This window comes from Aeromonas sp. R2-3, assembly GCF_040908375.1.
In the GTDB taxonomy this organism is placed as follows: Bacteria; Pseudomonadota; Gammaproteobacteria; order Enterobacterales; family Aeromonadaceae; genus Aeromonas; species Aeromonas veronii.
On record NZ_JBFODP010000032.1, the window covers coordinates 204,427 to 222,279 of the forward strand.

Sequence of the window (17,853 nt, forward strand, 5' to 3'; positions counted from 1 at the left end):
CATTCGATAGGGCGGCCATCTTCCATCCAAGAGGGTGACTGGATGAAAAGTTATGTATTGAAGCTGACCTGTGCGATCGCCATCGATGGCCAGATCCACAAGGCCGGTTCGCTGGTTGAAGTAAGCGAGGCGGAGGCCAAAAACTTCCTCCATCGCGGCAAGGCGGTATTGGCCACCGAAGAAGATGGCGTGGAGCTGCAGGAAGAGCAGACCAGCACGGATTACTCCAGCTGGACCAAGCCTGCCCTGCTCGAGTATGCCAAGCAGCGCGGTCTGGAAGTGGCCAGCGGCATGACCAAGGATCAGATCATCGATGTTATCGAGGCGGCCCCTGCTGCTGGTGATGACACCGACAAGAAAGAGGGCGAGTAAATGCGCGGTGTAACCCGAATCGTACTGGCCGTATCGGCCTCCATCACTGCCACCGGTAACGGCGCGGCGGTCAACGTCAGTGATTTTCAAGGCATCTGCCAGATCATCATGAACTCTGGCCCCACCAACGCTGGCACCAGCACCACCAAGCTGCAACACAGCGATGATGGCTCGACCAACTGGACTGATGTGCCCAACGGCGCATTCCCGGCTGTCGGTACCACTGCCGCCGCCCCGTCGATCACCATGAACTCGGACGCACTGAAAAAGTTCGTGCGGGTAGTGGATACCCTGGCTGGCGGCGCCAACGCCGTGGTGCGCGGGGTGTCGCTGGTCGGCCGTAAGCAGTACACCTGATGCGCGGGCCGTCCTGGGAGAACCTGGACGCCTTCCTGCAATTGGATAGTAGCGGCGGGTTTGCAACACCCGCCGTTGTTCATTTTGGGGATGGCAGCACCAGAACCATTTCGGTGATCTTCGATGATCCCTATCTCAACGCCCAGCTCGGCGAGTATGAGGCCGATACCAGCGAGCCGCGCATCAGTGGCAAAGAGGTGGACATGGTCGGCATCAGCCGGGGTGATGAAGTGGTGGTGGCCGGAGAGCGGTTTGATGTGATGACCAGCCCGCAGGCAGACGGCACCGGCTGGGCGCTGGTCACCATGGCACGGCAGGGGCCGCAGCATGCTGCACTTTGATATTGATTGGCAAGACCTGCTGCGCATTGGTGAAGAGCTGCAGGCCAGCGACAAGCAAATCAAATTCGCGCTATCCAGAGCGCTGCGCCGCACCGAGGCCAGCTTGCGCAAACTCTCATCAAAAGGCTTGCCGAAAGTGCTTGGCTTGCGAGTGGCAACGGTTCTGCGCAAGCGGTTGCGTTCCATCAAGCTGAGAGCGACGCCTGGATCTGATGGTGTGGCGCTCTGGTATGGGCTTAATCCACTGCCTGTCAGCAGCTTCAAGGGGCGCATTCAGCAGGACGACGGCGGGGCATGGAAGAAGGATTATTACTTTGACGATGCCTTTGTTGCCAAAAGCAGCAAGAAAGGCCAGAACACCATTTTCAAGCGCAAAGGCAAGGATCGGCTACCTATCGTTGAGCAGTCGATAACCATTGAAGATGCCGCATTTGTCTATATCGAGGATGATGTTTTCGAGCAGACCCTCGATATTTTTTGGCGCCACTTTCAGCGCGACCTCAAGGCCCGCGTCAAATTCCAGATAGGTGAGCGATGAACGCCAATACCAATATCGATCTCTCTGTGGTGCACGATGCCATCGTGGCAGATATCAAGGCTGCTTTCCCCAACCTGCAAACAGTCGAGTTCTACCGCGAAGATCGCAAATCACTGGTCACCCCGGCATGCCTGCTGGAGCTCACCGAGCTGGAAGCCGATCCAGATAACGACCCCGGCACCGAGCAGCTTGCCGTGCTGGCAAAGTTCGAGGCTGAGCTAGTGATCGGGTTCAGGCCGCAGGCTGGCAGCATGGCCAAGGCCAAACTCTCCATCCGGATGCTTGCCGCCGCATTGGAGGCGTGGCTGCGGATGCGCCGCTGGACCAATCCTGCCGACCCCACCAAGAAGCTGACGACTGGCGAGGCGATGGTGATCGGCGCCTATCAGGATGACTTCTCGGTGATGGGCCGTCGGCAAGATCAGGATCTCTCCCAGTTCGAGGTGTGGCGGGTAGAGTGGCAGCAGCGGCTGCACCTTGGCGAAACCGTCTGGACTGATGAAGGGGTCACCCCTGGCCGCGTCTTTGTACGTGAGGATGTCAGCGCAGACCTTGACGGCACCGCTGTCTATTTCGACTTCGAAGAGTGGGCCGGTGATGTGGCCTGTATCGGTGGTCAGCTTGGCTTTGGCGATTGCCAGCCTGGTGATGACATCACGGAGATTACCCCATGAGCGATTACAGCCTGGGCGAGCTGTCGCGCCAGATTGCCAACCTGATCAGAGTAGGGGTGGTCGTAGATAAAGATTTCTCAGACCCTGATGCGCCGCGGGTCAAGGTGGCTGTCTCCGGTTTCGAGTCTGATTGGTTGCCGTTCGGTGCAGATCGGGCAGGGCACACCAAGACGTGGAGCCCGCTCAGCGTTGGCGAGCAGGTGCTAATCCTGTCGCCATATGGCGATCTTGGTCAGGCGGTCATCGTCTGCAGCTTGTACTCGGAGAGTAATCCCGCTCCGTCCAGTGGTGGAAACGTTGAAAAGACGGTCTTTCATGATGGCACCACCGTCAGTTATGACAGCGTCAGCCATACCCTGAACGCCACCATAGGCGGCACTACCATCACCGCCGATCGCGGCCAGATTGCCCTTGGCGTGGGTGGTGTGACCTTCGTCATCACCGCTGGCGGCATTGATATGCAAGGCGGGCAGCTTACCCACAACGGCAAGAATATCGGGTCAGATCACGCCCACAGCGGCATTCAGCGCGGCAGCGAGAACTCATACGGCCCAATCTAACGGAAATCCCCCAAGAGGTGCTGCACGTGGTGGCTGGCAACAATGCAACCATGAACGGCACCAATTCATTCACAGGCAAGCGCCTGAGCGGGATCCAGCACCTGCGCCAAAGCATCACAGATATATTGGGGACCCGTATCGGCACCCGAGTGATGCGCCGCGCCTATGGCAGCCGGATCCCCAGCCTGATTGATGCCCCCATGAATCGCGCCACGCTGATCGACATCTACGCCGCTACGGCGGAGGCGCTGCAGCAATGGGAACCACGTTTCAGCCTCGAGCAGGTGCAGGCTGTCGTCGCATCCCCAGGTTATATCGAGCTGGATCTGTATGGCGAGTATCTGCCAGGCGGCCAGAAGGTAACCATCGACGGGATTGTGATCGACAAGCAGGCCCAGCCAGAGGCGAACGTCTGGAACTTTACATCGTGGGCTGCGCAAGTCGAACGCTGCTGCCTGCTTGGATTCGCAAGCTGAGGTTTTATCTATGACCACCACTGCCGCCGGGGATGCCGCCGTTGCCCGCCTGAACAAGGCGACAGAAGCCTTTGAGAAGATCATCACTGGCGCCAGCAATCAGGTGGTTGATGTACCTGGTTACGGCAACCAGCCAACACTGGCCGCCCGCGTTGATCAGCGGCTTGATGAAACCACCGCCACCGCCGCAGCGGAGGCAAACCGCTCCCGCGATGAAGCCGACCGCGCCACCACTCAGGCAAATGCCGCCGCCAACTCGGTGACGCTTGCTACTGCAGAATACAACAAAGCCAAAACCCAAGCAGACCGTGCGCAGTCTGAGGCGGATCGCGCCGCGCAAATCACCGGGCTGGAAGACGTATCTGATGCAGTAGCTCTAGCAGCGCTTCCCCTGCCGGATGTGTGGGCGCCGCTCTCTGATAGCCTGCGACTGATCACCGGCTATGGGCGGGATGTCAAAGTTGGTGATGATGTTGTGGCCAGCTATGTGACTTTATCCCGCTCCACCCCAGCGGCGTACATGGATAAGAACGGCTATCCGCAGCTCGCTCAAATTAACGCCCCCAGATTTGAGAGAGAGGGGCTGCGAATCAGTGGGCAGAGCACAAACCTGAATATAAATGGCAGCGCATTTTTAAACTGGTTCTCAGCAGGCGCGCTCATATCAGCGACCCAAGAAATCGTGTTAGGGCGTCCGGTTTTCCGTGTGAATTTTGATAGTGCATCATCAGATAGCCGAATTGAGAGCAACATAGATGTAAGCGTCACGGGTGCTATTACGTCTTCGGTGTTAGTACGGGGGGCGCGTGGGCGAACTATCGCGACATCTGTACAGGTGGTCGGCAGAGATTTGATCACTGTTATTCATACGCTAACCGGTGAGTGGCAACAATTGCCGGTCACTGCGCAGGGTGTGACACCAGGTCGAGTTTATTTCCATATTCGAGGTACTGGCGCCGCCGACTCTGCCCTTAGCGTCGATGTGGCCGTGCATCAGCTGGAAAATTTGCCGTATGCCACACCACCGATCCCGACAGATGGCGCTGCCGCCACCAGAGCGGCCGACATTGCCTCGCTTCCTCAATCGCTCAACCTAGGCGAGAGCCAGCTGGGGTTTAGTCTGGCCGTGGAGTTTGACTCTGTTAACCCGGGCTCGTACCGAGTTATCAGTCTGAGTGATTATTCCGGTGTGCAGGGGGGCGGCGGCACTGTTTATATCCGACATGCGGGTCGAGAGACTGGGCCGTTTCCGGCGCCGCTGGGGAAACGGCATCGGATAGCCTACACAGTGGATTACAGTGGCGCGATCACAGTGTGCATTAACGGTCAGCAGATGACAGCCACATCATGGGACGCTGGATCAGCAACTAGTACAGAGAAAATCACGCTGGGAAACCGCTGGGATGGCGCCAATAACATGGCGCTAGAGGGGCATCTGCGTGATCTGAAGATCTGGACTAAAAACCCCCTCACTACCGATCAACTCAAGGTGGCATCAGCATGAACTTCATAGACCTTAACTTAAAGGCGGCCGATAAGGCCGCCATGACCAAGGCCCTGATCGCCGCTGGATTTATCAAAGATGGCGAGACAGGAACTATCTATCACCCCACCGCATCGTTGCAGCTTCTGCCGCCCGGCATGGTGACGCGACCGACTGGCGAGGTGCAGGTTGTCGATGGGGTGGAGATCGCCGTGCGCGAGCCAGTCCTGGGCTATCACGCCAACGTTCGCACCACTGACGCCGAACTGGCCGCCGCGCTGGCGCCGGTGACAGTTACCGTTGCAACCCCACAATACGTCTGGGCGGGGTGACGATGGCCAACGCATTCACCGCCGTCAATCTGTCGCAACTGCCGCCGCCGGTGGTGGTGGAGCAGCTCGACTTCGAAACCATCTTTTCAGAGATGCTGGCTGACCTGATCAGTCGTGACCCGTCTTTCTCTGCGCTGGTGGAGAGCGACCCTGCATTCAAGATCTTAGAGGTTGCCGCATATCGTGAGCTGCTTATCCGCCAGCGGGCCAACGAATCCGCCAAGGCGGTGATGTTGGCGTTTGCCAAGAAGGCTGACCTCGATCAGATCGGAGCCAACTGCAATGTACCGCGCCTGATTATCACGCCTGGCGATCCAACCGCCATCCCGCCAACTGATGATGTGATGGAGGAGGATGAGGATTACCGGCTGCGCATCCTGTTGTCGTTCGAGGGTTACACCACGGCAGGCCCGATCGGGAGCTATGTCTATCACGCCATGAGCGCATCCGGTGATGTGCTGGATGTGGGGGTTGATAGTCTGGTGCCTGGCCGCGTCAATATTGCAGTGCTCTCTCGCACCGGATCCGGGGTGCCGCCACAGGCCACGCTGGATGCAGTGATTGCAGCTACAAATGCAGAGGAAGTGCGGCCGCTGTGCGACACGGTGGAGGTGTCTGGCGCTGATGTTGTGAATTACCAGATCACCGCCGCGCTCGACTTCTTCCCGGGGGTTGGGCAACAGCAGGCGCTGGATGCAGCCACCTCCAGCGCGCAAGCCTATGCCGCAGAGATGCACAAGCTCGGGCTGGATATCACCCTCGATGGGGTCTATGCCGCGCTGCGCCGCCCGGGGGTGCAGAAGGTAAACCTCTCTTCACCGGCTGCTGATATCCCTATCCAGTGGAATCAGGCCCCGCACTGCACCGCCATCAACATCACTGCCGGGGTGATCCGTGAGTAGCGGATCCATGCTGCCATCCAGCGCCAGCGCCCAAGAGGTTGCGCTGGCGATGACGGTCGCGCGGCTTTCTGATGTTCCGATCCGCACCCGCGAGATATGGAGCCCTGACAACTGCCCATCCGATTTGCTGCCGTGGTTGGCGTGGGCGTTCGGGTGTGATGAGTGGTCACCAGATTGGTCTGATGAGGCCAAGCGCCAGACCATCCGCGAGGCTGTATCGGTGCAGCGCCGTAAGGGGTCGGTGTGGTCGGTGCGCCGCGCGCTGTCAAACGCTGGTTATGGCACCGCCCAGATCATCGAGGGTGTTTACGGCTCAACCTATAACGGAACCCTCAAATATAACGGCCTTTCAACGTTCGGCTCGCCGGATGAGTGGGCCAAGTATCGGGTCATTCTCGATCGCCCAATTACCAACCAGCAGGCCGAGCAGGTGCGCCGCATCCTGAAATATACCGCGCCAGCACGCTGCCACCTGGTATCACTGATTTTCACCGAGGCTGCCAACCTGTATGACGGGGCACTTCGTTATGACGGCACCTATAACTACGGGACTGCATAATGGCAAACGTACCAGAGACCCCCAGCTTTGATGCTGGCATCTATCAAATCGAAACCACCGATCCGGTGCTGGGCGGGGTAAATGGCATTGCCAACGCCCAGGCCAAGGGTTTGGCCAACCGAACTGCCTTTCTGAAACAGCAGATCGATCAGCTAAATTCAGGCCAGTTCAAGCCTAGCTGGATTGCATCAACTGACTATGTGCAGGGTGAGCTGCAGAAGCTGGACGCCAAACAGAGCGTGCGCGCGGCCACCGTGGCAAATATCACCCTATCCGGCGCCCAGACCATCGACGGCGTGACGCTAACGGTTGGCGATCGGGTGCTGGTAAAAGATCAGACTACCGCCGCCCAAAACGGCATATACCTGGTTGCTGCTCAAAGCTGGACCCGCGCCTCAGATGCGGATAATGGCACCAAGCTGAGCAGCGGCGCCCGTGTGGTGGTAGAGGAGGGGACGGTTAATGCTGGCAAGGTGTGGTATCTGGCCACTGTCGGTGCGATCGCTGTTGGCACCACATCGTTGATGTTTGTGGATGAGCATCCATCTGCGACTACCGCTGTTGCTGGTGCTGTCATGCTGGCAACAAAAGCGGAAGCTGGTGCAGGAACAAACACCAGCAAGGCCGTCACTCCTGAGGGTGCTGCCGAGGCTGCTTTTATGGCGTATCCGATAGGCGCCCCCATCCCATGGCCTTCTGCAGTACCTCCAGCTGGGTTTATCGTCATGATTGGCCAGTCATTCAGCGCCGCTACTTATCCAAAGTTGGCGCTTGCCTATCCAGGTCTTGTATTGCCAGACATGCGTGGTGAGTTCATTCGCGGCTTTGATGCTGGCAGAGGAAAGGATGCTGGGCGCACCATTATTTCAGCACAACCAGGATCAATCGCAATTGCTGAAACAGTTGACAGAACTGTCTCTTTTTCTCGGATGCAAAACATCAAGTCAATATTTTTTGATTCTTCAAATGATACATCTACATCACTAAATTCCGGTGGTATAGCCTCAACACTGAATACTGTGATTACGCCAAACTCGCCATATGTTGGCGTCGTTCGTCCCACCAATATCGCATTTAACTACATAGTAAGGGCTCTGTAATGATGAATGAACCGCGCGTTGTTTGGGGTAATGATGGATTTGCCTCCGCTGATGGATGGGCAGTTGCTCATTGCGTCAACGAATACTCAAAAGAATATATTGGCTCTTGGGATGTATGGGTGTCTGTTGGAACAGGGATGCCTGCCGGCGCTTTCATTGAGCAGCCGCCTATTGGTGAGCCAGGAAAAGCCATTGTGCGCCAGAATGGCGCGTGGGTATTGGTAGAGGATCTACGCGGGACAGTTGCGTATAACAAGCAGACCCGTCAATCAGAAGTAGTAAACGCACTTGGCGAACTTCCAGAGCAACTTACACTGCTTGTCCCGCAATCACAGTTTGACGAGTGGAATGAGGACGCCAATCAGTGGGTAAAGGATGTAAATGCCGAACATGAGTGGCTGACTCAGCAGGCTCAATCACAGAGAACCAGTCTGCTTGGTGAGGCGAGTATCGAGATTGCTGCGCTGCTCGATGCGCTTGACCCGGCCATCATCTCAAACCCTGATGATCAGGTTCAGGCAAAACTGATGGAGTGGAAAACTTATCGGGCAGCGCTGGCAGTCATTGATTGCAGCGTTCACCCGGTTAGCTGGCCGCAAAAACCGCAGTAACCAGAACAACAAAAACCCCGCTCAGGCGGGGTTTTCTATTGCTGCCACCACTGGAAATCCCCCAAGAGGATGGGAATTCACCGCAACGCCATGATGACGGCACGATCATAAACCGTGTCCATCGAGGCCCAGCAAATGTCTGAAACCTTCCTGCATGGTATCGAGGTCATCGATATTGACTCCGGTCCCCGTCCTATCACCACCGTTCGCTCCAGTGTTATTGGCCTGATCGGTACCGCCCCGAACGCTGATGCAACCAAGTTCCCGCTCAACACCCCTGTGCTGATCGCGGGCAGTCGCCGTGAAGCGGCAGGGCTTGATACGCTGGGCACCGGTCAGGGCACATTGCCTGCGGCCATCGACAGCATCTTTGACCAGTGCGGCGCGGTGATCATCGTGGTGCGGGTGGAAGAGGTGACGGGCGCTACCGACACGCTCGCCAACATCCTTGGCGGCGTCAATGCGACCACCGGCAACTATGAAGGGGTTCACGCCTTCCTTGGTGCAAAATCCGCCGTTGGCTTCTCACCGAAGATCCTGATCGCTCCCGGCTTTACCGATAAGCGGGTCACTGGTGGTGTAACTGCCATCAGCATGACCACTCAAGGCACTGGCTACACCAGCGCCCCGACTGTCACCCTGTCTGGTGGCGGCGCTGGCACTGGCGCCAAAGCCAAGGCGGTACTCGGTACCGGCACCAACGCGGGCAAGGTAGTCTCTGTCATCGTGGAAGATGCCGGCAGCGGCTACACCGCCGCGCCGACCGTCGCCTTCTCTGGCGGTGGTGGTACCGGCGCAGCAGCGACTGCTTCTTATGGCACCGTTGGCAACGCCGTAGTGGCCGAGCTGATCGGCATCGCCGAGAAGATGCGAGCGGTCATCATTGCTGATGGCCCCAACACCACAGACGCCGATGCCATCGCCTACGCGGGCGACTTTGGCAGCAAGCGGGTTTTCCTAGTTGATCCCAAGGTAATCAAGACCGGCGAAGACGGCAACAACGTCACCGAGTGGGCATCCCCCTGCGTTGCGGGGCTTATCGCAAAGAGCGATAACGAGCGAGGATTCTGGTGGTCACCGTCGAACCAGAACATCAACGGCATCATCGGCACGGCTCGCCCCATCGATTTCACCCTGGGCGACACCAGTAGCCGGGCCAACCTGCTCAACGAGAAGAAGGTCGCCACCATCATCCGCGAGGATGGCTATCGCCTGTGGGGTAACCGCACCCTGTCGAGTGATCAGAAGTGGGCCTTCCTCTGCGTGGTGCGTACCGCAGACATGATCAATGAGTCCATTCTGGTGAATCACCTGTGGGCAGTGGATCGCGGCATCACCAAGAACTACTCCACCGATGTGATCGAGGGGGTTAACGACTACCTGCGAAATCTGGTCACTAAGGGAGCGATTCTAGGTGGGGAATGCTGGATCGACCCTGACCTGAATACACCGGACCAGATCGCCCAGGGTAACGTTGTGTTTGATTTTGATTTCACACCAACGTACCCGGCTGAGCGCATCACCTTCCGCAGCCACATGGTCAATGACTACTTGACGGAGATCTTCTAAATGGCAGCCCGCGACATTCGCAAGAATTTTAACGCCTTCGTCGATGGCCGCGGCTTTGCCGGGCAGGTCGATGAATTCAACGCCCCCAAGCTGACCCTGCAGACCGAAGAGTTTCGGGCCGGCGGGATGGATGTGCCCATTGATGTGACCATGGGCATGGAAAAGATGGTGACCGATTTCAGCCTGATGGCCTATGACCGCAACGTGCTGGCCCTTTTTGGCGTGACCGAAGGAGCCCGGGTGCCGCTGGTGCTGCGTGAACAGCTCGAATCGTTCGATGGCACCACCACCGCAGTGGTACACACCATGCGCGGCAAGATCACCGAACTCGACCCCGGCACCAGCAAGCCTGGCAGCCTGCCGCCGCTCAAGGTGGCCATGAGCCTGACCTATTACAAGATGCAGCACGGCGTTCAAGTGGTGCACGAGATCGACGCCGAGAACATGGTGCGCATCATCAACGGCGTAGACATTCTGGCCGCTGCCCGCAACGCACTTGGCATCTAACCATGCTGGCAGGCCAGCCCTGCCGGCTCATCCATTAAAACCGGTGAGACCATGGAAAACAAACTCCCTGAATACCTGAAATTCAACGATGACGGCAGCGCCGATATCACCCTGTCACGCCCGGCAAGCATTGGCGGCACCAAAGTGGCCGTGCTGCGCATGCGCGAGCCGACCGTGGGCGATCAAGAGATCACCACCCAGATGACCGGCAGTGATGCAACCCGCGAGATCACCGCCTTTGCCAACCTGTGCGGGCTGGCACCGGACGATATCCGTAAGCTGCCGATGCGAGACTATGGCCGCCTGCAGCGGGCTTACACCGCTTTTCTCGACTAGCACCTGACTACATCCGCCAAGGGGTGTTAGCACTGGCCTCGCATACAGGCTGGTCACTGGCGGAAATCAGCGCCCTGCGCACGTCACGGTTTATCTGGTGGATAAAGGGGCTGCCCAAAGACGATGGCTAATAAAAAACTCTCGGCAACCATCACCATTGGCGGGGCGGTTGCCTCCAGTCTCAAATCTGCATTTGGTTCGGTAAAGGGCGGAGTCGCCGAGGTTGGCTCCGCCATTCGCAATGCCGAACGGCAGCAAAAGCTCCTGTCTCAGTCAATCCAGACATTCGGCAAGCAAGGCCGCAATGTGGATGGTATGCGCGCGCGTTACGCCCAGCTCACCCAGCAGATCGACAAGATGCGCGCCGCGCAGCAACGCCTTAATCAGGTACAGCAGGCGCAGAAGGCCAACCTTGACGCCCGCGAGAACTACCGCGGCCAAATCCTTGATACCGTCGCACTTGGCGCCACAGTCGCCTCCCCGGTGGTCATGGCCGCCAGATTTGAAACGGCCATGCTTGGGGTTGCCAAGCAGGTTGACGGCGCCCGCGACTCAAGCGGCAAGCTCACCTCTGTCTATTACGAGATGGGCAAGCAGATCCAGCAGCTCGGCCGCGAGATCCCGCTCGCCACCAACGAAATCGCAGACATGGTCACCGCAGGTTCCCGCATGGGTGTTGCGCGCGACCAGCTGATTGACTTCACCCGCACCTCGGCCATGATGGCAGACGCCTTCGAGCTGCCAGCTGGCGAGCTTGCCGACAACATGGGCAAGATTGCCGGTCTGTTCAAGATCCCGATCCCGGCGATCGGTGAACTGGCCGACTCCATCAACTACCTGGACGATAACGCCATCAGCAAAGGCGGCGATATCATCGAGTTTCTTACCCGCACCGGTGGCGTGGCCTCTGCCGTCAAGGTGACAGGGCAAGAAATGGCCGCCCTCGGCTCGACCCTGCTCACCCTTGGCGAGCGCACTGAAACGGCAGGCACCGCAGCCAATGCGATGTTCCAGAAGTTTGCCGCCGCCGATAAGGGAACCAAGAATTTCAAGTCAGCCCTGAAAGAGTTGGGTATCTCTTCCGCGTCCGTTCAGAAGGGCATGCAGCAAGACGCCACCGGCACCATGATGAAGGTGCTGGCCGCGATCGGTAAGCTGCCGAAAGAGAAACAGCTTGGCGTCATGGTCGAGCTGGTGGGCCTTGAGCACTCCGACACCCTAGCTAAACTCGCCAACAACACCGAAGAGTGGCGCCGCCAGCTGGCTCTTGCCAATAGCGAAGCGGCCAAAGGCAGCATGTCGCGCGAGTTCGCCGCCCGCCTGCAGACCACCAACGCCCAGTGGACGCTGATGAAGAACCGCACCTCAGAGGTGGCGGTCAATCTCGGGTCTGTGCTGCTGCCAGCTATCAATGACACCTTCAAGGCGATCTCCCCGCTGGTGAATGTGGTGGCCGATTTCGCCAGAGAGAACCCCAAGGTGACCAAGGCGATCGTTGGCACTGTGGTGGCGCTGACCAGCTTGAAAGTGGGCGGCCTTGCGCTTGGCTATGCCTTTACCTTTGTCAAAGGGGCGGCCTTGTCCACGGTCGGCCTGTTTTATCGCGTATCCGCTGGCGCTGCTGTTGCTGGTGCATCAACCGCTTCCGCCGCCGCAGGCCCAACACTGCTGGGCAGGGCCTTCATGTTTGCCGGAAAAGGGATCATCTGGATAGGACGAGCCCTGTTGATGAACCCGATCGGCCTGGCTATCACAGCCATTGCCGGTGCGGCATACCTGATTTACGAAAACTGGGACAAGCTTAAGCCGTGGTTCACTGCGCTGTGGGATGACATTGTTGCCAAGTTCGAGACAGCCGTGGTCAAGATAGGAGGCATGATCGACAGCGTTAAGCAGAAGTGGAATGACACCAAGGACGCGGTCACTGGTGGCGTTGGCAGCGCATGGGCGTCTACCAAGGAGTTTTTTGGCTTTGGCGATAATAAATCCCAGAGCAAACCAGCCAGCCTGCCGAGCAACTTGCCGTTGCCAGCTATCGCCTCAAGCCGCAGCCGTGGCAACACCTATCAGGACAACAGCCAAACTACCGTGCAGGTAACCCAGTTACCAGGCGAAAGCCAGCAGGCGCTGGCCAAGCGCATTGTGGCTGAGCAGGAGCGCATGCGCGCTGTCCGCCAGCGCAGCATGATGACAGACGGAGTGATCGCCCAATGATCGGCCTTTCCCTTGGCCCCAGCGTAATGATGCAGCTCGGGGCCTTCCAGTTCAGCATCAGCACCGCCGCCTATCAGGAGCTGACCCGCCGCAGCGAATACCGCTGGGCATCACAAGATCGCTTCGGCAAGCAGCCAAACCTGCAATACACCGGCCCTGCCAGCGAGGCGATCTCGCTGGTGGGCGTCATCTATCCGGATTACAAGGGCGGCGGCGGTCAGCTCGACAAGATGCGCCAGCTCGCCGGCGGCGGCCAGCCGCTCAATCTGGTGGGTGGGGCAGGGCAGATGATGGGGCGATGGGTGATCGAGAGCCTGGAAGAGAAGCAGGGCACCTTTGCCGCCGCCGGTGCCCCGCGCAAGCAGGAATTTACAGTTGCGCTCAAGCGATTCCCCGATTCAGCAACCAACCAGATCGACGCGCTCGGCAAGCTGGCCACTGGTACCACTGCCAGCTCAGGCCTTGGCAGCTTCTCAGATGGGGCTATTGCCACGGTCGGATCGGCGATCAGCTCGATGACCAGCGCCCTCGATGCGGTGCAGGCCAAATCCGCCGAGATCGGCAATGCGGTGGGGCCGGTCATTGCCACGGTGCAAAACAGCATCCGCACCGCCCGGGATCTGCAAAGTCATGTGAGCAACCTCAAGGAGGCCAGCAAAAACCTGAACTCGCTGGAGAACGTGCAATCCGCCATCTATGACGTGATGTCGGCGGCCTCGGCGGCATCCAATGCCGGGGCTGTGGCCTCCGGCGCGGCCACCTTGCTATCCAGCACCATGACCACCACCGATCCGGAGGCGATCACCGCAGTTCGCAGCTGCACCAGCTCGTGCAGCCGGTCGGCCGTTGAATCAACCCGGGTGCACGCCGAAACATCCAACTTCAACCAGACGCTGGGGGCATGATGCAGACCTATCGCACCAGTGACGGCGACACCCTGGACTACATAGCGTGGAAGTTTTATGAAACGCTCGAGGGGCGGGTGGTCGAGCAACTGCTCGATGCCAACCCCGGCATTGCCGATCTCGGCCCTGTTCTGCCAGCCGGTGTGCTGGTCAACATGCCTGACATCGCCCCGCAACAGCAGGAGCAGGGAGTCAGGCTGTGGAGCTGACAGACCGCATCGCACCGACATGGCAGATCATCGCCAACAAGGCCGACATCACCGCCCAGATCAGCGAGCACTTTGTCAGCCTGACCCTGACCGATGCGGTAGGGCTGGAATCGGACATGCTGGATATCACCCTGGACGACTCCGATCCTGACAAGCCGTTGCTGATCCCGCCAGAAGGGGCTGAGCTTGAGCTCTATCTCGGCTATGACGGGGTAAACCAGTACATGGGGCTGTTTGTGTTCGACGAGGCCGAGCTGGCCGGCTGGCCGTCTCAGCTGATCATCAGAGCCCGCGCCGCCACCTACGACAAGAGCAAGGGCGGCAAGACCAACCTGCAGACCCAGAAAAACCGCAGCTGGAAGAAGGGCACCACACTGGGTGACATGGTAAAGACCATCGCCACCGAGCACGGCATGGAGGCGGCTGTGGCGCCGTCACTGGCCGCCATTGCGCTGCCCCACACCGATCAATCAGACGAGTCAGATATCAACCTGCTGGTGCGCATGGCCAAGCGCTATGACGCCATCATCAAGCCTGCTGCTGGCAAGCTGATCCTATCCAAGCGAGGGGAGTCCCGCTCGGTAAGTGGCAAGCCGCTGCCACCTGTGACCATCACCGCCGGAGACTGTTCGAGTTACCGACTGGTGAAGTCGAAGCGGGAAACAGCCGGGATGGTGGTCGCCTACTGGCATGCGGTGAAGAACTCCAAGCGCAACGAGGTCAAGGTGGGGCAGGGGGAGCCAGTGCGCCGCCTGCGCCAATACTACCCGACCGAAGAGATGGCCTTGGCCGCCGCCCGCGCCGAGCTGTCGCGCAGGGAGCGGGCACAGGAGACGCTGGCACTGTCAGCAGTCGGCGACCCAGGCTATCTGGCAGAAGCGCCGCTGACCACCACAGGATTCCGGCCAGACATAGACAGCCAATGGCTGATCTCCCGCGTCACCCATTCGCTCGACTGCACTGGCGGCTACACCTGCGACATCGAGGCAGAGAAGCCGAACAGTGGAGATGTGCCAGAGGTAGAGGTCGGATAATGCGACCTATGCCGCTTGCCCGATAGGTGACATTTGATACAATCCCCGCCGGATCCCGAGATTTACAGCACGACACACAAAACAAAGTGTGTATCACGCAGTGTACTAACCGTTTGGTTGATGGTGAAACACTAGCGCGATGAGCTTGAAATCAACGGAATTATCGCTCTTACATGTGGCCTTTGGTAGGGGTCACCACTGTATAAGGAAACACATAATGCCAATCATTACTCTGCCTGACGGCAGCCAACGTCAATTTGCCCACTCTGTTTCCGTCATGGATGTGGCTGCGGACATCGGTCCCGGTCTCGCCAAGGCGTGCATTGCCGGTCGGGTAAACGGTGAACTGGTAGATGCGTGCGAGCTGATCGAAGCCGATGCTGCGCTGGCCATCATCACCGCCAAAGACGAAGAAGGTCTGGACATCCTGCGCCACTCCTGCGCCCACTTGCTGGGTCATGCTATCAAGCAACTCTGGCCCCAGACCAAGATGGCCATCGGTCCTGTCATCGACAACGGCTTCTACTATGACGTTGATCTTGACCGTACCCTGACCGATGAAGATCTGGCTGCCCTGGAAGAGCGCATGCTGGCGCTGGTAGCCAAGGATTACGACGTCATCAAGAAGAAAGTCTCCTGGCAAGAAGCGCGCGATGTATTCGAGGCGCGCGGCGAGTCTTACAAAGTCGAAATCCTGGATCAGAACATTGCCCGTGATGACCAGCCAGGTCTCTATCATCACGAAGAGTACATCGACATGTGTCGCGGCCCGCACGTGCCCAACATGCGTCACTGCCACCACTTCAAGTTGCTGAAGATGTCCGGCGCCTACTGGCGTGGCGACTCCAACAACAAGATGCTGCAGCGTATCTACGGTACCGCCTGGGCTGACAAGAAGCAGCTCAAGGCCTATCTGCAGCGCCTGGAAGAGGCCGCCAAGCGTGACCACCGCAAGATCGGCAAGCAGCTCGACCTGTATCACATGCAGGAAGAAGCACCCGGTATGGTGTTCTGGCACAACGATGGCTGGACCATCTTCCGTGAGCTGGAAACCTTTATCCGCGGCAAGCTCAAAGAGTACGACTATCAGGAAGTGAAAGGTCCGTTCATGATGGACCGTGTCCTGTGGGAGCGTTCAGGTCACTGGGAGAAGTATGCCCAGGCCATGTTCACCACCCAGTCCGAAAATCGCGAGTACGCCATCAAGCCGATGAACTGCCCGGGTCACGTCCAGATCTTCAACCAGGGTCTGAAGTCCTACCGTGATTTGCCGCTGCGTATGGCCGAGTTTGGTTCCTGCCACCGCAACGAGCCGTCTGGTTCCCTGCACGGTCTGATGCGGGTGCGCGGTTTCACTCAGGATGACGCTCACATCTTCTGTACCGAAGAGCAGATCATGGAAGAGGTCTCCGGCTGTATTCGTATGGTCTATGACGTCTACGGTACCTTTGGCTTCGAGAACATCGTGGTCAAGCTCTCCACTCGTCCCGAGCAGCGTATCGGCTCCGACGAGATGTGGGATCGCGCCGAGAAAGCCCTGGCCGAAGCGCTGGAGCTCAACGGTCTGAAGTACGATCTGCAGCCGGGTGAAGGGGCGTTCTACGGTCCCAAAATTGAATTTACCCTGCACGATTGCCTTGATCGTGCGTGGCAATGTGGTACCGTGCAACTCGACTTTGCCCTGCCTGGTCGTCTGGGTGCCACTTATGTGGGCGAAAACAACGATCGCCACGTACCTGTGATGATCCACCGGGCCATCCTGGGTTCTATCGAGCGCTTCATCGGTATTCTGACTGAAGAGTACGCCGGTCTGTTCCCGACCTGGTTGGCACCGACTCAGGCTGTGGTCATGAATATCACGGACAATCAGGCCGATTATGCGGTGAAAGTAGCCAAAGCATTGAATGAAGCGGGCCTTCGCGCAAAAGCGGACTTGAGAAATGAGAAGATTGGCTTTAAAATCCGCGAGCATACTTTGAAGCGAGTACCTTTCATGCTGGTCTGCGGCGATAAAGAAGTTGAAGCCGGTAAGATTGCAGTACGGACTCGTAAAGGGGCTGACCTGGGCACTTATCCTGTTGAAGAGTTCATCGCTCTGTTGACCCAGGAAGTTCAGACCCGCGGACAAAAGAAAGTGGAGGAATAAGCTATAAAAGGCGGAAAAAAACTGGGCAAGCAACCGCAAGCCCGCGCTCACCGGATCAATGAAGAGATCCGTCTGAAAGAAGTTCGTCTGACTGGTCTGGATGGTGAAGCAATTGGCATCACCTCCATTCAGGATGCTCTGAACTTGGCCGCAGAGGCCGGAGTTGATCTGGTCGAGATCAGTCCAAATGCTGAGCCGCCCGTTTGCCGGATCATGGATTACGGCAAATTCCTCTACGAAAAGAGCAAAACAACCAAAGAACAGAAGAAAAAGCAGAAAGTCGTCCAGGTCAAGGAAATCAAATTCCGTCCTGGCACTGACGAAGGCGACTATCAGGTAAAACTACGCAACCTGGTTCGCTTTCTGGAAGACGGGGACAAGGCTAAGGTCACCCTGCGCTTCCGTGGTCGTGAAATGGCCCACCAGGATCTTGGTATCAAGGTTCTGGAGCGCGTCAAGAACGATCTGGAAGAGTTGGCCGTAGTCGAGTCGTTCCCGAAAGTCGAAGGCCGTCAAGCTGTGATGGTTCTCGCACCTAAGAAGAAATCTTAAGGCCCACAAGAAATTGACTCATGGGGCCTGCCCCATGAGTTGGTTCGCCTTGCGATTTTGTTGTCACTCACAATGC

General features: G+C 58.0%; 22 protein-coding genes. All 22 read left to right on the top strand.

Going from position 1 to position 17,853, the window contains the following annotated elements:
- Positions 1-42: 42 nt before the first annotated feature.
- The 22 genes from AB5Z02_RS18550 (at position 43) to infC (ending at position 17,777) form a co-directional block, all read left to right on the top strand.
- Positions 43-372 carry a hypothetical protein gene (locus tag AB5Z02_RS18550; RefSeq protein ID WP_368216636.1) on the top strand — a complete coding sequence of 110 codons (330 nt, stop codon included), beginning with the start codon at positions 43-45 and terminating at the stop codon, positions 370-372.
- Positions 373-729: a hypothetical protein gene (locus AB5Z02_RS18555; RefSeq protein ID WP_368216637.1), complete on the top strand. Its 357-nt coding sequence runs from the start codon at positions 373-375 to the stop codon at positions 727-729. It abuts the gene before it with no gap.
- Entirely contained in the window at positions 729-1,070 is a 342-nt protein-coding gene (locus tag AB5Z02_RS18560) for a hypothetical protein (protein WP_182951204.1), read from the top strand. Before AB5Z02_RS18555 ends, AB5Z02_RS18560 begins: the two co-directional genes overlap by 1 nt.
- Positions 1,057-1,608, top strand: coding sequence for a hypothetical protein (locus AB5Z02_RS18565; protein ID WP_368216638.1), 552 nt, complete (start codon positions 1,057-1,059; stop codon positions 1,606-1,608). The genes AB5Z02_RS18560 and AB5Z02_RS18565 overlap by 14 nt, the downstream gene beginning before the upstream one ends.
- Positions 1,605-2,282: a hypothetical protein gene (locus AB5Z02_RS18570; RefSeq protein ID WP_368216639.1), complete on the top strand. Its 678-nt coding sequence runs from the start codon at positions 1,605-1,607 to the stop codon at positions 2,280-2,282. The genes AB5Z02_RS18565 and AB5Z02_RS18570 overlap by 4 nt, the downstream gene beginning before the upstream one ends.
- Positions 2,279-2,842, top strand: a complete 564-nt coding sequence (locus AB5Z02_RS18575) for a phage baseplate assembly protein V (protein ID WP_368216640.1) — start codon at positions 2,279-2,281, stop codon at positions 2,840-2,842. The genes AB5Z02_RS18570 and AB5Z02_RS18575 overlap by 4 nt, the downstream gene beginning before the upstream one ends.
- Before the next feature lie 17 nt (positions 2,843-2,859).
- Complete coding sequence (locus tag AB5Z02_RS18580; protein ID WP_368216641.1) at positions 2,860-3,318, top strand: GPW/gp25 family protein; 459 nt, start codon at positions 2,860-2,862, stop codon at positions 3,316-3,318.
- A 10-nt stretch (positions 3,319-3,328) separates the two neighbouring features.
- The gene (locus AB5Z02_RS18585; RefSeq protein WP_368216642.1) at positions 3,329-4,822 is read left to right on the top strand and encodes a hypothetical protein; all 1,494 of its coding nucleotides are present in this window, start codon (positions 3,329-3,331) and stop codon (positions 4,820-4,822) included.
- Positions 4,819-5,133, top strand: a complete 315-nt coding sequence (locus tag AB5Z02_RS18590; RefSeq protein WP_368216643.1) for a hypothetical protein — start codon at positions 4,819-4,821, stop codon at positions 5,131-5,133. Before AB5Z02_RS18585 ends, AB5Z02_RS18590 begins: the two co-directional genes overlap by 4 nt.
- 2 nt (positions 5,134-5,135) lie before the next feature.
- A complete protein-coding gene (locus tag AB5Z02_RS18595) occupies positions 5,136-6,035 on the top strand; it encodes a baseplate J/gp47 family protein (RefSeq protein WP_368216644.1) in 900 nt (299 codons plus the stop codon).
- A 7-nt stretch (positions 6,036-6,042) separates the two neighbouring features.
- Entirely contained in the window at positions 6,043-6,594 is a 552-nt protein-coding gene (locus AB5Z02_RS18600) for a phage tail protein I (protein ID WP_368216645.1), read from the top strand.
- The gene (locus AB5Z02_RS18605; RefSeq protein WP_368216646.1) at positions 6,594-7,694 is read left to right on the top strand and encodes a phage tail protein; all 1,101 of its coding nucleotides are present in this window, start codon (positions 6,594-6,596) and stop codon (positions 7,692-7,694) included. Before AB5Z02_RS18600 ends, AB5Z02_RS18605 begins: the two co-directional genes overlap by 1 nt.
- Positions 7,694-8,305: a tail fiber assembly protein gene (locus AB5Z02_RS18610; protein WP_368216647.1), complete on the top strand. Its 612-nt coding sequence runs from the start codon at positions 7,694-7,696 to the stop codon at positions 8,303-8,305. The genes AB5Z02_RS18605 and AB5Z02_RS18610 overlap by 1 nt, the downstream gene beginning before the upstream one ends.
- Before the next feature lie 135 nt (positions 8,306-8,440).
- Positions 8,441-9,874 carry a phage tail sheath C-terminal domain-containing protein gene (locus tag AB5Z02_RS18615; RefSeq protein WP_368216648.1) on the top strand — a complete coding sequence of 478 codons (1,434 nt, stop codon included), beginning with the start codon at positions 8,441-8,443 and terminating at the stop codon, positions 9,872-9,874.
- Positions 9,875-10,381, top strand: coding sequence for a phage major tail tube protein (locus AB5Z02_RS18620; RefSeq protein WP_368216649.1), 507 nt, complete (start codon positions 9,875-9,877; stop codon positions 10,379-10,381).
- Positions 10,382-10,432: 51 nt separating this feature from the next.
- Positions 10,433-10,717 (top strand): phage tail assembly protein, encoded by a 285-nt coding sequence (locus tag AB5Z02_RS18625; protein ID WP_368216650.1) that lies wholly within the window; start codon positions 10,433-10,435, stop codon positions 10,715-10,717.
- Between the two features lie 123 nt (positions 10,718-10,840).
- On the top strand, positions 10,841-12,931 hold the full coding sequence (locus AB5Z02_RS18630; RefSeq protein WP_368216651.1) for a phage tail tape measure protein: 2,091 nt from the start codon (positions 10,841-10,843) through the stop codon (positions 12,929-12,931).
- Entirely contained in the window at positions 12,928-13,836 is a 909-nt protein-coding gene (locus tag AB5Z02_RS18635) for a phage tail protein (protein ID WP_368216652.1), read from the top strand. Before AB5Z02_RS18630 ends, AB5Z02_RS18635 begins: the two co-directional genes overlap by 4 nt.
- Positions 13,833-14,045 carry a tail protein X gene (locus AB5Z02_RS18640; protein WP_368216653.1) on the top strand — a complete coding sequence of 71 codons (213 nt, stop codon included), beginning with the start codon at positions 13,833-13,835 and terminating at the stop codon, positions 14,043-14,045. Before AB5Z02_RS18635 ends, AB5Z02_RS18640 begins: the two co-directional genes overlap by 4 nt.
- The gene (locus AB5Z02_RS18645; protein WP_368216654.1) at positions 14,036-15,079 is read left to right on the top strand and encodes a contractile injection system protein, VgrG/Pvc8 family; all 1,044 of its coding nucleotides are present in this window, start codon (positions 14,036-14,038) and stop codon (positions 15,077-15,079) included. The genes AB5Z02_RS18640 and AB5Z02_RS18645 overlap by 10 nt, the downstream gene beginning before the upstream one ends.
- A 217-nt stretch (positions 15,080-15,296) precedes the next feature.
- Positions 15,297-17,225 carry a threonine--tRNA ligase gene (gene thrS / locus AB5Z02_RS18650; RefSeq protein WP_231720782.1) on the top strand — a complete coding sequence of 643 codons (1,929 nt, stop codon included), beginning with the start codon at positions 15,297-15,299 and terminating at the stop codon, positions 17,223-17,225.
- A 21-nt stretch (positions 17,226-17,246) separates the two neighbouring features.
- The gene (infC, locus tag AB5Z02_RS18655) at positions 17,247-17,777 is read left to right on the top strand and encodes a translation initiation factor IF-3 (RefSeq protein WP_196783562.1); all 531 of its coding nucleotides are present in this window, start codon (positions 17,247-17,249) and stop codon (positions 17,775-17,777) included.
- The last annotated feature ends 76 nt before the right edge of the window (positions 17,778-17,853 follow it).

Coding starts and splice junctions, on each gene's coding strand:
- AB5Z02_RS18550 (WP_368216636.1), top strand. CDS start 43: ATGAAAAGTTATGTATTGAAGCTGACCTGTGCGATCGCCATCGATGGC.
- AB5Z02_RS18555 (WP_368216637.1), top strand. CDS start 373: ATGCGCGGTGTAACCCGAATCGTACTGGCCGTATCGGCCTCCATCACT.
- AB5Z02_RS18560 (WP_182951204.1), top strand. CDS start 729: ATGCGCGGGCCGTCCTGGGAGAACCTGGACGCCTTCCTGCAATTGGAT.
- AB5Z02_RS18565 (WP_368216638.1), top strand. CDS start 1,057: ATGCTGCACTTTGATATTGATTGGCAAGACCTGCTGCGCATTGGTGAA.
- AB5Z02_RS18570 (WP_368216639.1), top strand. CDS start 1,605: ATGAACGCCAATACCAATATCGATCTCTCTGTGGTGCACGATGCCATC.
- AB5Z02_RS18575 (WP_368216640.1), top strand. CDS start 2,279: ATGAGCGATTACAGCCTGGGCGAGCTGTCGCGCCAGATTGCCAACCTG.
- AB5Z02_RS18585 (WP_368216642.1), top strand. CDS start 3,329: ATGACCACCACTGCCGCCGGGGATGCCGCCGTTGCCCGCCTGAACAAG.
- AB5Z02_RS18590 (WP_368216643.1), top strand. CDS start 4,819: ATGAACTTCATAGACCTTAACTTAAAGGCGGCCGATAAGGCCGCCATG.
- AB5Z02_RS18595 (WP_368216644.1), top strand. CDS start 5,136: ATGGCCAACGCATTCACCGCCGTCAATCTGTCGCAACTGCCGCCGCCG.
- AB5Z02_RS18600 (WP_368216645.1), top strand. CDS start 6,043: ATGCTGCCATCCAGCGCCAGCGCCCAAGAGGTTGCGCTGGCGATGACG.
- AB5Z02_RS18605 (WP_368216646.1), top strand. CDS start 6,594: ATGGCAAACGTACCAGAGACCCCCAGCTTTGATGCTGGCATCTATCAA.
- AB5Z02_RS18610 (WP_368216647.1), top strand. CDS start 7,694: ATGATGAATGAACCGCGCGTTGTTTGGGGTAATGATGGATTTGCCTCC.
- AB5Z02_RS18615 (WP_368216648.1), top strand. CDS start 8,441: ATGTCTGAAACCTTCCTGCATGGTATCGAGGTCATCGATATTGACTCC.
- AB5Z02_RS18620 (WP_368216649.1), top strand. CDS start 9,875: ATGGCAGCCCGCGACATTCGCAAGAATTTTAACGCCTTCGTCGATGGC.
- AB5Z02_RS18625 (WP_368216650.1), top strand. CDS start 10,433: ATGGAAAACAAACTCCCTGAATACCTGAAATTCAACGATGACGGCAGC.
- AB5Z02_RS18630 (WP_368216651.1), top strand. CDS start 10,841: ATGGCTAATAAAAAACTCTCGGCAACCATCACCATTGGCGGGGCGGTT.
- AB5Z02_RS18635 (WP_368216652.1), top strand. CDS start 12,928: ATGATCGGCCTTTCCCTTGGCCCCAGCGTAATGATGCAGCTCGGGGCC.
- AB5Z02_RS18640 (WP_368216653.1), top strand. CDS start 13,833: ATGATGCAGACCTATCGCACCAGTGACGGCGACACCCTGGACTACATA.
- thrS (WP_231720782.1), top strand. CDS start 15,297: ATGCCAATCATTACTCTGCCTGACGGCAGCCAACGTCAATTTGCCCAC.